Source organism: Arthrobacter sp. OV608 (genome assembly GCA_900110595.1).
Classification (GTDB): domain Bacteria; phylum Actinomycetota; class Actinomycetes; order Actinomycetales; family Micrococcaceae; genus Arthrobacter.
Genome location: FOEZ01000011.1, coordinates 47785 through 61513, shown reverse-complemented (window position 1 = coordinate 61513; position 13729 = coordinate 47785). Strand labels below are relative to the sequence as shown.

At 67.7% G+C, this 13729-nt stretch carries 11 protein-coding genes; 3 read left to right on the top strand and 8 right to left on the bottom strand.

Annotated elements, in window-relative coordinates; translation table 11 throughout:
- Positions 1-55: 55 nt before the first annotated feature.
- The 8 genes from BMX78_RS14870 to BMX78_RS14835 form a co-directional block, all read right to left on the bottom strand.
- Positions 56-319: a hypothetical protein gene (locus BMX78_RS14870; RefSeq protein ID WP_091420657.1), complete on the bottom strand. Its 264-nt coding sequence runs from the start codon at positions 317-319 to the stop codon at positions 56-58.
- The gene (locus BMX78_RS14865) at positions 316-936 is read right to left on the bottom strand and encodes a hypothetical protein (RefSeq protein WP_091420655.1); all 621 of its coding nucleotides are present in this window, start codon (positions 934-936) and stop codon (positions 316-318) included. Before BMX78_RS14865 ends, BMX78_RS14870 begins: the two co-directional genes overlap by 4 nt.
- Positions 933-1169, bottom strand: a complete 237-nt coding sequence (locus BMX78_RS14860; protein ID WP_091420652.1) for a hypothetical protein — start codon at positions 1167-1169, stop codon at positions 933-935. The genes BMX78_RS14865 and BMX78_RS14860 overlap by 4 nt, the downstream gene beginning before the upstream one ends.
- Positions 1169-3070 carry an ATP-binding protein gene (locus BMX78_RS14855; RefSeq protein ID WP_091420649.1) on the bottom strand — a complete coding sequence of 634 codons (1902 nt, stop codon included), beginning with the start codon at positions 3068-3070 and terminating at the stop codon, positions 1169-1171. The genes BMX78_RS14860 and BMX78_RS14855 overlap by 1 nt, the downstream gene beginning before the upstream one ends.
- A complete protein-coding gene (locus BMX78_RS14850) occupies positions 3067-4257 on the bottom strand; it encodes a Pvc16 family protein (RefSeq protein WP_091420647.1) in 1191 nt (396 codons plus the stop codon). The genes BMX78_RS14855 and BMX78_RS14850 overlap by 4 nt, the downstream gene beginning before the upstream one ends.
- Positions 4258-5044: 787 nt before the next feature.
- Positions 5045-5686 carry a hypothetical protein gene (locus BMX78_RS14845; RefSeq protein WP_139204969.1) on the bottom strand — a complete coding sequence of 214 codons (642 nt, stop codon included), beginning with the start codon at positions 5684-5686 and terminating at the stop codon, positions 5045-5047.
- 62 nt (positions 5687-5748) lie between these two features.
- Positions 5749-6252, bottom strand: a complete 504-nt coding sequence (locus BMX78_RS14840) for a phage tail protein (RefSeq protein WP_091420640.1) — start codon at positions 6250-6252, stop codon at positions 5749-5751.
- A 1-nt stretch (position 6253) separates the two neighbouring features.
- Positions 6254-8152, bottom strand: coding sequence for a phage tail sheath subtilisin-like domain-containing protein (locus BMX78_RS14835; RefSeq protein ID WP_091420638.1), 1899 nt, complete (start codon positions 8150-8152; stop codon positions 6254-6256).
- Positions 8153-8334: 182 nt separating this feature from the next.
- On the opposite strand from BMX78_RS14835, the gene BMX78_RS14830 reads away from it, so the two are divergent.
- From BMX78_RS14830 to BMX78_RS14820, 3 genes are all read left to right on the top strand, one after another.
- Positions 8335-8751, top strand: a complete 417-nt coding sequence (locus BMX78_RS14830; RefSeq protein WP_139204967.1) for a Het-E N-terminal domain-containing protein — start codon at positions 8335-8337, stop codon at positions 8749-8751.
- An 83-nt stretch (positions 8752-8834) separates the two neighbouring features.
- Entirely contained in the window at positions 8835-11924 is a 3090-nt protein-coding gene (locus BMX78_RS14825) for a tetratricopeptide repeat protein (RefSeq protein WP_091420634.1), read from the top strand.
- A gap of 455 nt (positions 11925-12379) precedes the next feature.
- A complete protein-coding gene (locus tag BMX78_RS14820; RefSeq protein ID WP_091420631.1) occupies positions 12380-13192 on the top strand; it encodes an LGFP repeat-containing protein in 813 nt (270 codons plus the stop codon).
- Positions 13193-13729: the final 537 nt, after the last annotated feature.

Below are 13729 nucleotides of genomic sequence, written 5' to 3'. Positions count from 1 at the left end.
GTCTAGGTAACGGGAGTCAAGAGGCGATCCGCCGACGGTGACAACGGTCCGGGCCTCAGGCATCGGGCACCGCCAGGAGGATCCCCGGCTCCTCGAGGGCCAGCGCATCGGCCTGCGGGTTGGCGTCCGCGACCGACCACCACCGGGTGCTGTCGCCCAGAGCGACGTCGGCGAGCAGGTCCAACCGGTCACCCGCTCGCACGGGGTAGAGGATATCGGCCCGCGGTGCGACGCTGATCCGCGGCACGCACATCGGCCGGGTCGTCCCGTCGTCCTGCGGGACCTGCAGATGGGTCTGGGACCCGTAGCGACCGCTCACAGCATCAACTCCACTCCTTGGGCGATGCCCACCGCCGCCGAAGCCGTCCGGACGGCCTGGTAGGCGGTGGCCATGACCTTCGCGAGGGTCATGTCCGCCTGGAGGTCACGGTCGCGCAACACCGTGAGGGAGAGGTCGACGGTGGCCTGAACGGGCTGCAGCAGCGCATCGAAGCCGGTCTCACGGGCGGTGAAGCTGTCGATCCGCACGGGGACAATGCGCGTCACGCTCCAAGCGAAGACCACGAGCGGCAGCGTGGGCGCAGGGACGGTCTGGGCTCCCGCACCACCGCTGCCGAGCACGCCGGCGACGGCACCCACGAGGGCCGCGAGGCCGCCTCCGCCAGGCTCGAGCATCGCTTCGATGGTTGCCAAGAGTGGGCCGACACCCAAGGCGCCGGTGATCGGCTTTTCGATCGCGCCAAGGGCGTCTAGCTCGATCTTGAGTGTGTACGACTCAGTGGGCGGACCGGCAACCCGGAGGCCGGACCCGCCCCCGCCGCCCTGCTGGACGCGCAGCACGCGGGTGACTTCGGCGGGGTTGTATTGGAACGGCACCAGGCTGGGCACCATCCCCGCCACCGGGTCGGAGAAGGACATCAGCATCCCGCGGCTCACCACGCGCCTGCCCCACTCTGCTGCGCGTCGGCCACCCGCGCGGCCACGGCCTCCGCGACGGCGGCCTCGGGACCCGCCGGCCATGCCCGCCCCATGAGCGCGGCCTCGATCGCCGGACGTAGGAGTCCGGGCTCGGGCACCACACCGACCTCGACCCGCAGGTCTGCGCTCTCTTGCCCGCCGGCCGTGTGCCGGCTGTTCGCGTGTCCCGTGTCCGCGTACTCGGTGCTCATCACGTCCTCCTGTCCGGTCGCGCGGTCGGCGGCCGACGGCTCTTCTCCAACTCACGGCGCACGGCGGTGGCCAAGTGCTCCTCGCGCACCGGCGTCCCCGCGTCAATGGCGCTGACAGTGGCGGCAAGGGCCGCGGCGCGGATCCCGGCACCGGACAGCTCCTCCCGCGCGACGTCTGCCCTGCTGACGCCCTCGTCCAGCAGGGCGTCCGGCAGATAGCGCGCCCAGATCTCCTCACGGGACTCGTGGTCGGGCAGGTCGAAGCGCACGGCCAGGCGGATCCGCCGGGCGAAGGCATCGTCGAGCGCTCCCGGGCGGTTACTGGTCAGCACGACGACGCCCTCATGCAACTCGATCCGCTGCAGCAGGTGGTCGATCTCCAAGTTGGCATAGCGGTCCCTCGCGTCGGTGACTTCACCGCGCTTGCCAAACAGCCCGTCCGCCTCGTCGAACAGGAGCAGGGCGCCCGCCATCGACGCTTGGCTCAGCACGGTGTCGAGATGCCGCTGAGTCTCGCCGAGCCACTTACTGACGACCTTGGCGAGGTCGACGATCCACAGGTCGCGGTCCAGCGCGGCGGCCGTCGCCTCGGCGGCCGCGGTCTTGCCCGTGCCGGAGGGCCCTTGAAAGAGGGCGATTACCGCACGCCCCCGCGCTCCGCTGAGCCCGAGACTCACGTGCGCGGCGGGGGACCATCGGGCGTGCGCCATGAAGTCCGCGAGGGCAGCGCGTGTGGTGGCGGGCAGGACCAGGTCGTCTAGGCTTCCCGAGGCCTGGAGTCGGCGGGCCAGGCCGCCGGTGTCGTGCCGCGGATAGGCGCGCAACGCCGCGCTCACGTCCGCGAGCAGGGGGGGTCGGCCCAAAGCTGTGGCCGAGGATGCGGCCATCCGAACGATGCCGGCGATGGTGTGCTCGGCCAGCGGCAGCCGTCCCGCCAAATCGACGAGGACGGGTTCGGCGGGCCGCAGCCCCGACCGTCGCAGAGCGACGCGCCACACTTGGGTAGCCGCCTCGAGGGACGGCGGCTCGGCGTCGACTATGTGCCAGCCGGAGGGCACCGTGCTCGCCGGCCCACCCAAGGCGAGCACGGTGCCCTCGGGCGGCGCGTCGTCGTCGAGAAGCACGGCCGGCAGCTCGTGGCCGAGCTCGAGCAGCAGGGCCGCCACCGCTGGCAGTCGCGGGACAGGCGCGACCGCGGTGCCCATCAGGTTCGCAACGGCGTCGCGGAGAACGCTGCGGTCGTCCGCGACCGCGCAGCGCACCAGAACTCGGGCGCCCGTGGCCAGGAACGCGCGCACCTGCTCCGCTAGCGTAGCCAGGCGGCCCCCGACGACGCAGGGGCTCGGCGCGGGCCGCTTGTCACCGGCCAGGACTGCGACCGTCGTGCTCGGCAACCGCAGCGGAGTGGCGGGGTCGGGCACAGGTTCCATGAGCCCTGACGTGACCAGCGCGTGGTGCTCGCCGAGCAGCAGGGGCACGTGAAGGCCCAGCGGTGCAAGCACCTGAGCAAGCAGTCCGAGAGTCGCGTGCCGGCGGGCGGCGTCGTCGTGCACGCAGCCCAGCAGCGCCGCGACCTGGGGGTCGACCGCGGCCCACCAGGTCGTGGCTAGCACAGCCTCGTCAGCGGCGTCGATCCCGGTCAGGCGGGCAAGCCGGGCGAGTTCGCCCTGCTCCGGCAACAGCAGCAAGTCCAGGTCAGGCCGCGGCTCGACGACCCCCACGGCCGCGGCGGCGCGCCCGGCCTCGTCTAGCAGCGACTGCGACCATGCCGCTTGATACCGCCGCAGGACGTCGACGCAGGCCAGAGCGACCACGTCGCGCCAGGCGACGAGGCGAGGGTCGGCGAGTCCCGCGGGCGCGGGGATCAAAGGGCCGGCGGTGCAGGTCGCGGGCATGCTCATGGAGCCACCGCCACGTCCGTAGACGGACCGGCGACGGTGCCGGCACGCAGGCTCACCGGAACCGTCGCCGTGGCGGGCAGGGGCGGCACGATGGTAGTCACGTGAGTCGGGTCCGTCAGAGTGTACGGCGCAGGATTCCCGGCAAAGAACGCCTCGCCGCCGTCCCCGGGGTGCTGCACGGTGAGCGTCACGGCCGCCCCGGCCTGCAGCGGTGCCGCGGCCGCGACCACCGTAGGGACGACCGTGAGGAGCGCGTGCCCGCTCCCCGCCGGAAGTTCGTCGGCCAGGTTGGTGACGACGAGCACCCGCGGGCCCGGGGTGAGGGCGTCGTCCGGCAGGCGCACGACCAACCCGTCCGGCGCGAGGGTCGGAGCCAGACGCCACGGACCCGTGCTGTGTGGCTGGGTGGGCGGCCGCCCGTCGGTCGGGTCGTCGGGGTCGCCCGGCAGCCGCCCGAGCGTGACCTCGTGGTCTTCAGTGATCCTGCGTACCCGGACGGCGATGTCGATTCCCGCGTGGACCGTCGACGGCGCCAATGATGAGACCTCCGGGGCCATGGCGGGCGCGACGCCGACCCGTCGGGTGTGCACCGGCGGCCCGGCCGTGAACGGCACCTGGGCGGACACGGTGACGAGGCTGACGACGTAGGCCACCGACACCCGCATCGCATTAGACCCCGATCCCCAGATAGCCGTGATGGTCTCGAAGGGGACCTGCTCGAGGGTGATCCGCACCGGCTCGAGGAGGCCGTCGAGCGCGGGGGCGACGTCCCCAAGGGTGCGGTCTGGACCGGTGGCGACGGGGGTCGCGGTGCCAAAGATGCCGTTCTCGTGCAGCGCGGACATCAGCGCCGAAAGACCCGCGTGGACCACCTCGTCTTCGGCTCCGGTCTCGGAGAGCTCGCCCGCGTCGGCGGTGAGCAGGTAGTGCAACGCCAGTGCCAAGGGCGGGCGTCCGCGCCGGGTGATCCAGCCGCTCGGCGGGGCCTCCATGTTGGCGTACGCCGGGGCCGGCTCGAGCCTGTAGAGGAACCAGTTGAGGCGGGCATCGTCCCCCGGCCGGTCCAGCGGTCCGACGGTCACGCCGACCGGTGACGCGACGCCCTTAAGGGCCTCCGTGGTAAGCACGCGCAGTAGCTCGTCCACCCCGGCGATGACCGGTGGTCCGGGTGTGAAGAGGCTCACCATCCACCTCCCCGCCTTGTGGCGGACGCGGCCTCGAGGATGTGGCAGCCCGCGAACGGGTCGGGTGCCGTCTCGGGTGCTGTAACCACGACCTCGATACGGCCGATTTGGACAGGAGGCGCCGCCGGGACGGCGGGCCGCTCGGCCGGACGCTCAGACCCCTGAGGGGCCGGAACAAACGCGGAGGCAGGTGTCTGCCGCGGAGCGGCCGCCGGAGGATCTGCCGGCCCGGACCAGGGATGCGGGTCCGGGGTGTCGACCTCGTCTGGGGCCTCCGGCTGGAGGGTGCGCACGGGGCGCGTTGGCACCGGCTCGCGGAGCCCTCGGGGCGTGGCGGGCGCACTAGGGGTGCTGGGGGTCGTTGATGCCGTGCCGGTCGGCTCGGAGGTGCTCCTAGTCGCGTGGACCCTTATGCCGGTCGTTGAGCGGGCCGCGGTGACCGTCGGTCCCGGTACGGGCACGTTGTCCTCCGAAGCCCACGGAGGGGATGTTCGAGCCGGGGCGACCGTCGGTCCCGGTACGAGCGCGATGGCCTCCGAGGCCCTCGGAGGGGATGTTCGAGCCGGGGCGATGGGGACGGAGGACACCCCAGCCAGGTCGGGCGCGTCCCTTTCTACCTCTGGGCCGGGGTCTGCGTCCGTGTCGCGAGGCGGCACCGATCGAGGGACGGCCGCAGCGACAGCCCATGTGTCGTGCACGCGCGCCGGCGGGAGAACGGCACGCGCGACCAGGCGGGCGATTGACCGGGGGACAGCGGGAGGCGCTGCGGGGTGCGACGCCGGCTCGGCGCTCATGGCAAGGACCATGCCAGGGTCGCGAGCCGCCGCCGACGGTGGTCCGGGAGGGCCTCGATCATGGCCAGGTCCCAGCCGTATCGCGAGGCCAGGACGTGGACGTCGCGGTCGAGGTCGGCCGGCACCGCGCCGAGGGCACGCAGGACGAGCTCTATCACGTCGACGTCGAGCTCGAAGTGAGTCCCGCAGCCGGTGCACTTCGCGTGCAGCGGGCCACTGAGGGATCCCTCGACCCGGGCGAGGTCCTCAAGCGTTCCGCCCGCGGTGACGGTGCACCGGTTCAGGAGGGCGACGGCGTCGTCCCCCGATGCCAGGAGGTCCCGCCACGTAGGTTCCCGCACCCTGGAGCCCGGCCCAGTAAGGGCGCCGGGCGGGTGGTGCTCGGGGATGTCGTCGCGGGCCAGGGTGAGTGTCGTCAGCTCGCCGCAACGGTCACAGGCCACGGAGTGCTCTAGCGGCACGCCGAGGACCTGCTCGCTCACCGTGAGCAGGGCGCGGTCGGCCAGGCCGACGGGCAGGTCCGCAGGGTCATCGACCCCGGCCAGGGCGAGGTCCGCGGCCGGCGGCCAAGTGCGCAGCACCGCGACGGCCTGCTCGAGGAGGGTCGGCGCGTCGTCGAGGACGGTAGCCAGCGCCACCGCACGACTGAGCGGCGCAACCTCCCTCGAGACCAAGACCACAGGCGCGCCCTCCTCAAGCATCAGACGGCCTGCTCGGCCGGCTCGGTCACTGCGACGTCGCGCTCCCAGCCTTCGAGCTCAATCTTGATGCTCTGGATCGCGGTCGCGGCGGTGGCCGCGTCGAGGGCTGGCAGGGCCTGGTACTCCGAGACCCAGCACCGGTAGAGCTTGTAGCTGAGGACCTTCTGCCCGGCCTCGTTGAAGACGTCGACGATGAGGTCCTTGCGGAAGTCCTTGAGCGAGATCCCGGGCTGGGACAGGCTCGAGACCTTGGTCGCCCATGCCTCGAACGCGAGGTCATGGGTGACTCCGCGCTCAAGGGTCACCGCGTCGTAGGTGGTCAGTCCCGGGCTCTTGCGGTCGTGGCTGGGGTCCCCGCCCACGCGGTGCGAGACCGGAGCCGTGGACCGCTTGAGCGGCGACATCTTCGAGAGCCCGGCCACGTACACCCCGTCCCACTTCACCCGGAACATGTGGCTCTTGTAGGGGTCGAACCGCGTGGCGTTTATGCTGAACTCGGCCATGTCACTCTCCCGCCTGGCTGAGCTGTGTGATGGTGATCAGGACGAACTCGGCGGGCTTGAGCGGCGCGAAGCCAACGACGACATTGACCCTGCCGCTGTCGATCTCGGTCTGCGGGTTCACCGACGAGTCGCAGATGACGAAGAAGCTGTCCGACTCCGCGCGGCGCTCGGACTGCTGGAAGGCGCCCTGGCGAAACAGGCCGCGCATGAACCCGCCGACGGCGAGTCGGAGCTGGGCCCACAGATCCGGGTCGTTCGGTTCGAAGACGGCGAACTGCGTGCCGAGGTACAGGCTCGCGGAGAGGTAGTCGGTCAGGCGCCGCACAGGGACGTACTTGGAGTCGCTCTGCAGAACGTCGCTGCCCGCGAGGGTCCGGGCGCCCCACACTACAGTCCCCACGCCTGGGAACGTCCGCAGCACATCGATGCCGAGCGGGTTGAGGTCGCCCGACACGTCGTCGTCAGTCGGTGCGGTGAGCCCGAGGATGCCGCCCACGCCCGCCTCGACGCCAGCCGGCGCCTTCCAGATGCCGCGGGTGGCGTCCGTGCGGGCCATCACGCCCGTCACGGCGCCGCTGGCCCCGAAGCCGTCCGGGCCGGCCTCGGCGGTGACGAGGCGCGGCCAGTAGACGGCACCGTGCGCGCCCTGCGCCCGCAGCAGGTTCGACGCCGTCTTGAGCTGAGCGGGGTTGAGGCCGGGCTGCGGGTCGATGACGAAGAAGGCGTTCTGCCGGCGGCAGTAATCCAGAGCGGTGTTCACCGACGCGGTGTCTGCAGTTGTCACGCCGGGCAGGCACAGCATGTTGAACCGCGGGAAATCGAGCGCGGTCAAGGCGAGCATACCCTGGCCCGGCGTCGCGGAGACGATCTGCGCGGCGCCGACCGTCGAGCCGTCCGAGCCGTTCGCGAGGGCGGCGGGCAACGCGATCGCGGGCCGGTAGGGACCGGCCGCGCTCACCTCGGCACCTCCCCGTGCCACGCCGAGCCCGAGGTCCGCCGAGGCGTCATTCGTGCCGATCAGCCCGACAACGACGGCACTGTTCAGGTCCGAGGTCTTGCTGGTAAGCACGAGCCTGCCGCCGGAGATGCTCGCTTGGACCGGCCACGCGGAGCCTGGTGCGTTGATGTGGTCCCGCACCTCAATGAGGGTGTGTCCCTGGGGCGGCGACTCCCCAGGGAACAGCACGTAGTCCGTGGCCGGCCCCTGGTCGACGGAGAGGCGCAGCGCCTTGCCGCTCACCGAGACGTTGGTCGGTGAGAGCGCCCCCGTCGAAATGCCGGCGCTCGGAGCTGGGGCTGCGGTGCCAGTCACGGTAGCGGTTACCAGGTTGCTCGCGCCCAGGACGGTGCCCACATAGCGGGTCGACGCGGGGGCCATCGTCAACTCGGCCCAGGTCTCTTTGGTCGTGACGCTGGCCGGTCCACCCTGGACTCCCGACGCCCACTCGGTGATCACCAGCGTGAACCGGTCGGCGGGGTAGTCCACCGCGGGGACCACCTCGACGAAGAGACCGGCCTGCGCAGGGGTGCCCGCGCCCGTGCCGTTGGCCCAGCCGCCCCGCGACCGCGCGCTCACGTCGACAGTCAGGCCGTTGACTGCCGGCAGCGCCCTAAAGGCGGTCGCGGCCCCAGAGCCGAGCGCACGCACGATGATCGCTTGGCGACCGCCGTTGGCGAAGAAGTGGCCGACGGCGTGACCCATCGGCTGGGCGGTGCTCATCGGGTCGCCGAACTGACGCAGGTAGCTCGCGTAGCTCGACAGCCGCACCGGAGTGTCCCCCGGACCTTTGCGCGCGGCGCCGACGAAAGCGGTGACAGAGGTCGACACCCCCGTGATCGTCGCGTTGCCAGACTTCTGCTCGCGAATGTACACCCCGGGATAGGTGGTCTGCACGGACACGGTGGCCTCCTGATCAGCTGCCCAGCGTCGAGATGGGCGCCGACGTCACAATACGGAAGCAGGCGTTACTGCGGCGTTACCGCGTTGCGTTGTGGGACGGAACAAGAATCATGCTCTCGACTGCATCCGTGTGATCTGCGACGCTGGTTCTAATCGGGTAGGAGCAGACAAAGGGGTGTGTGGTGGATCCGGTGACATTGATAGTGGCGGCGTTGGCGGCGGGTGCGGCCAGAAGCGCCGAAGGCGTTGCCGAACAGAGTCTGAAGGACGCCTACGCAGGGCTGAAGGGCCTGGTCAAAAGGTTCTTCCGAGACCGGCCAGCCGCCGACATGGTGTTGGAAGAGCACGCGACGGACTCCGCAACGTACCAGGTCCCTTTGGAAAAGCATGTGCGGGAGAGCGGAGCCGCGCAGGACGCCCAAGTGCTGGAGGCTGCGAAGAAGTTGCTGGCACTGGCGGATCCGGAAGGAGCCCGTCGCGGCGAGTACATTGTGGGAACTATTAAGGCCGACCGGGGTGGCGTAGCGGTAGCCCACCTCCAAGGCGACGTGCACGCGGGCTACAACCCAGATGTGGAAAATAAGCCGGACCCCTCCTAGCCCGCCAGGACACCGGACCCGCACCTGACCCGGGCAGCACCAGGGACCTCGGACGCCGATTCATTTTCGCTGATCGGGGCGGAGTGGCCATCGGCCACTACTACGACAACCGTACAGTGCTGCCGCGGCCGGTTACCTGGCCGGCCTCGCTGGGGATACCGCCGAAGCCGGCCGCCGGTTTTCAGCCACGGATCCAGGCGCAGGAAATCCTCCGCAAGTGGGAGGACCAAAGCAGGGAACGCGGACCGGGCGCTGTCGGGACAGTGCTCATTGCCGGTCCTGCCGGGGTGGGTAAGACTCAGTTGGCGGCCAGCGTGTTTGAGGATGCCGATACTGATGTTGATTTGCGGTTGTGGGTCACTGCGGAATCGCGGACATCGGTGGTGACGGCCTTTGCCGAGGCCGCGGACCGCGTGCAGGCACCGGTGCCAGAAGGCGCGGATGCTGACCAGAAAGCTATGGCTTTTCTGAATTGGCTCTCGGTCACCGAGCGGTCCTGGCTGGTGGTATTCGATAATGCCAGTAATCCGGGGCAGTTGGCCGGGTTGTGGCCGACGGGTCGGGGGCGGGTGCTTGCCACCACGTACCGTCAGGACGCCGCCCTGGTTATCGGTGCCGGAACGACCGTGCGTCTGGGGGTGTTCACACCGGAGGAGGCCCAAGCCTATATCGAGCGGCGTATCCGGGACGCCGGCGGGAACGGGCTCCAGACCGTCCCGTACGCTCTGGACGAGGCTGAGGAGCTGGCCCGTGATCTGGGGTTCCTGCCGGTCGCCTTGGCCCAGGCCGTCTCCGTCATCCTTTACCAGGGCATCCGGTGCAGGGATTACCGGGCGGATTTCGCCGACCGCGCCAAGCGCCTTTCGGAACTGTTTCCGGATCGCTTGCCTGCTGACGAGTACGGGCGCACGGTGGCGACCACCTGGTCTCTGGCCATGGAACAGACCGGCACGCTCACTCCGGCGGGTCTGGCCAGCCGGTTGGTGCAGCTCGTGGCCGTGACGGATCCCGCAGGGGCCCTCGAGGCGATGTTTCTGGCCGAACCCTCCCTGGTCTTTTCGGGTCGCGCTCTCCGCCCCCAGGAATCGGCAGACGACGCCCCGTCGTCCGTGGGAGCCGAAAAGGCCCGCTCGGCGTTACGGGATCTGCACGCCTTGTCCCTGATTGAACATCAGACAGGCTCCCCGGCGACGGTGCGGATGCACGGGTTGACCCAGCGTGCGGTCCTCGAGTCGATAACGGCACCGGAGGTTGAGAACGCAGTCAGAGTGGTCGCGGACTCGCTAAACGCGGTGTGGACGAGCATGGAGCGGGACGCGCTGGCCTTGCTGCTGTCCAACACCGAGCACTTGATTGGCGCAGCTGCTGACGCGCTCTGGATTGGCCGTCCTCACACTGTGCTTTATCGGGCGGGGCTCAGCATGCTTGATGCGGGAATGGTTGTTGCCTCCATCCGGCACTTTGAATGGCTATCCGACCAGGCCAAAAAGAGGATGGGCCCCGATGACCCGAACACCCTAGCCTCCCGCAACAACCTCGCCCTCGCCTACCGGGAGGCCGGAAACCTCGCCCACGCTATCGAACTGTTCGAACAAACCCTGACCGACGCTGAGCGGGTACTGGGAAAACACCGCACCGACACCCTGACCTACCGCAATAATCTCGCCAGCGCCTATCAAGACGCCGGAGACCTCGCCCACGCTATCGAACTGTTCGAACAAACCCTGACCGATACGGAGCGGGTACTGGGGAAAGAGCACCCCGACACCTTGCTCTCCCGCAATAATCTCGCCGCCGCCTATCTGGAGGCCGGAGACCTCGCCCGGGCGATGGAACTGTTCGAACAAACCCTGACCGATACCGAGAGGATACTGGGGAAAGAGCACCCCGACACCCTGCTCTCCCGCAACAACCTCGCAGTCGCCTACCGGGACGCCGGAGACCTCACCCGGGCGGTCGAACTGTTCGAACAAATCCTGACCGATAGGGAGCGGGTGCTGGGGAATGAGCACCCCGACACCCTGGTCTCCCGCAGTAACCTCGCATCCGCCTATCGGGAGGCCGGAGACCTCGCCCGGGCGGTCGAACTGTTCGAACAAATCCTGACCGATAGGGAGCGGGTGCTGGGGAATGAGCACCCCGACACCCTGGTCTCCCGCAGCAATCTAGCCTCCGCTTACGGGGACGCCGGAGACCTCGCCCGGGCGATGGAACTGTTCGAACAAACCCTGACCGATACCGAGCGGGTACTGGGGAAAGAGCACCCCGACACCCTGGCCTCCCGCAACAACCTCGCAGGCGCTTACAGGGACGCCGGAGACCCGCGGGCGACGGAACTGTTCGAACAAACCCTGACCGATACCGAGCGGGTACTGGGGAAAGAGCACCCCGACACCCTGCTCTCCCGCAACAACCTCGCATCCGCCTATCGGGACGCCGGAGACCTCGCCCGGGCGGTCGAACTGTTCGAACAAACCCTGACCGATAGGGAGCGGGTGCTGGGGAAAGAGCACCCCTCCACCCTGGTCTCCCGCAGCAACCTCGCATCCGCCTATCGGGACGCCGGAGACCTCGCCCGGGCGGTGGAACTGTTTGAACAAACCGCGAGCGATGCCGAGCGGGTATTGGGGAAAGACCATCCGGGTGCCCTGATCCACCGCAACAACCTCGCATCGGCCTGCCTGGTTGCTGGAGACCTCGCCCGGGCGGTGGAACTGTTTGAACAAACCGCGAGCGATGCCGAGCGGGTATTGGGGAAAGACCATCCGGGTACCCTGATCCACCGCAACAACCTCGCATCGGCCTGCCTGGATGCTGGAGACCTCGCCCGGGCGGTGGAACTGTTTGAACAAACCGCGAGCGATGCCGAAAGGGTATTGGGGAAAGACCACCCCCATACTTTGGCCTACCGCAAAAACCTCGCCCGCGCCTACCGCGAGGCCGGACACCCGGACGATGCTATTCCCCATTTCTATCGGATTCTGTTGGTAGTGGCCGTCGTCTTCTCGACCGCCGCCTTGGGCTGCATCGTTCTGATTGGCCTGGACCTCTCCGTAGGAAGGCCGATCTCCGGGGATCTGCTTATCGGGGGAGTGAACGGAATTTTGGCTGTCGTCTTCTGGGTGTGGCACGTTCGATCCCGACGCCGCCGACCAGGAGCCGGAGCGCCGTAGGCCGGTCTGTCGGATCAAGTGGACCGGCGACCGCTCCTTGCGATATTTTCCGGTCGGCTCGCCAGCGGGGACTCCCGAGAACCAGAGAAAGCCCTACCTCCTGGCGGAAGACCCTGAATTGTCGTTGATCGAACTGGCTATTGCGTTCGTCCCTTCTACACGGGACCCGCTTCCTGCAGCTCTGCATCCTGTTGTGCGCGTCCCGGTTTGCTTCCGTAGGGCCCCCGTTTCTCTCGCCCAGGGGACGGAGCGCGTGGGAGCGAGAAACGGCCTTCAATGCATAATCGGGCTGCGCCAGATAACAAACGCGAAAAGCAATCTAAGCAAACAATGCAAACAATGCTTGCTTTCGGCGATGACTTAACTGAGGAATAGGCGCCGTTTTAAGTAGTGCTTGACTAGTCCTTTGCAGAGGCGCAATCTATGAGCTTCATTCGCTCAATATAGGAAGCGTCATGACCACCAATTTGCATGGCTATACGATCTTTGGCGCCATCGAAGAAAAATGGAAGCAGACAGGAGGACGAGACGGCCAACTGGGGCTCCCGGTGGGCAACGAGGCTCCCACTTTTGACGGCATAGGACGTGCCCAGCCGTTTGCCGGGGGCACGCTCTCTTGGCGTCCAGAAACGGGCGCACATATGGTTTATGGACTCATATTCGAACGTTGGGCGAAGCTGGGTCGGGAACAGTTCGGTTATCCGGTGAATGACGAATCGCAGACTACAGATGGACGCGGACGCTACAACCACTTCCGCGCTCTTCAACTGCAGGGACACCCGGACGCTTCAATCTTCTTCAAACCTGGAGTCGGCGCGCATGAGGTCTACGGTGCCATCAGACACAAATGGGCTGAGCTCGGATGGGAAGGAAGCTCGCTCGGTTACCCCTGGCATGAGGAAACAGACACACCCGACAGGACAGGCAGGGTGCAGCACTTCACGGGTGGCAAAATCACTTGGAATTCCAATTCGGGAGCCAACGCGGGTCCTATAACACCGGCGCTGACCATGGCGGCAAGAGCTGAAGGGAACGCGCGATTCTTTTCCATCAACGGCTCCGGTTTTACCCCCGCAGCGAGTGTCACTCTTGAATACGATATCGATGACGGAAGCTCCACATTGGGGTCGGTTCAGACAGCGACGGGCACTGACGGCAATTTCAACGGCAAACGTATCCCCATCACGAGCCCGAATGAAATAAATTTTGCGCAAGTGAAGGGTACTGATGACGTCACCAAGACGAGCGCGACAACATCGACTGAATAGGCATTAGCCGGCCCTTCCTCGGCCCCTAGGGGGTTGCTGAGGGTTGAATCTTCCGTGTTGGTGGCCTCGGTTGTCGCGCTGGTGCCGGCGGCGTGCTCATCCCCGGCCCTGGCGGCTGGTTTCGGCGGGCCGTGCCCCTTGCCGCCCTCTGGCGTTCCCGAGCTGGTGGCCGCGCTTCTCGCCCTCCGGGGGGGGCGAGTGAAAAGAATTGCAGTAAATGCTTGTTCTGTTTGTGTTATTTGGTTTGTTTGTCGATACCGGAGGCTCTAGCTTTTTACATCACGTCACGCTGTTCCAACATCCGTAGGAACTACTAGCGCGCCTATGTGGTGCACGGTAGCAGCTAGGAGCTGGTTTCAGAAGGGCTCGCGCTAACACCTTAAAAGATGCCCGCGTGGCCTGCTATCGAAGAATCATTTGAGTATGCCCGCGTAGCGGCGTGTCCACCGGGTGGTGCCTGCGGTGGAGCCCCAGGGGCCGGTCCGTACCAAGCCCGGAATACTGCAGCCCAAGCCCGGAATACTGCCGCAGGACTCG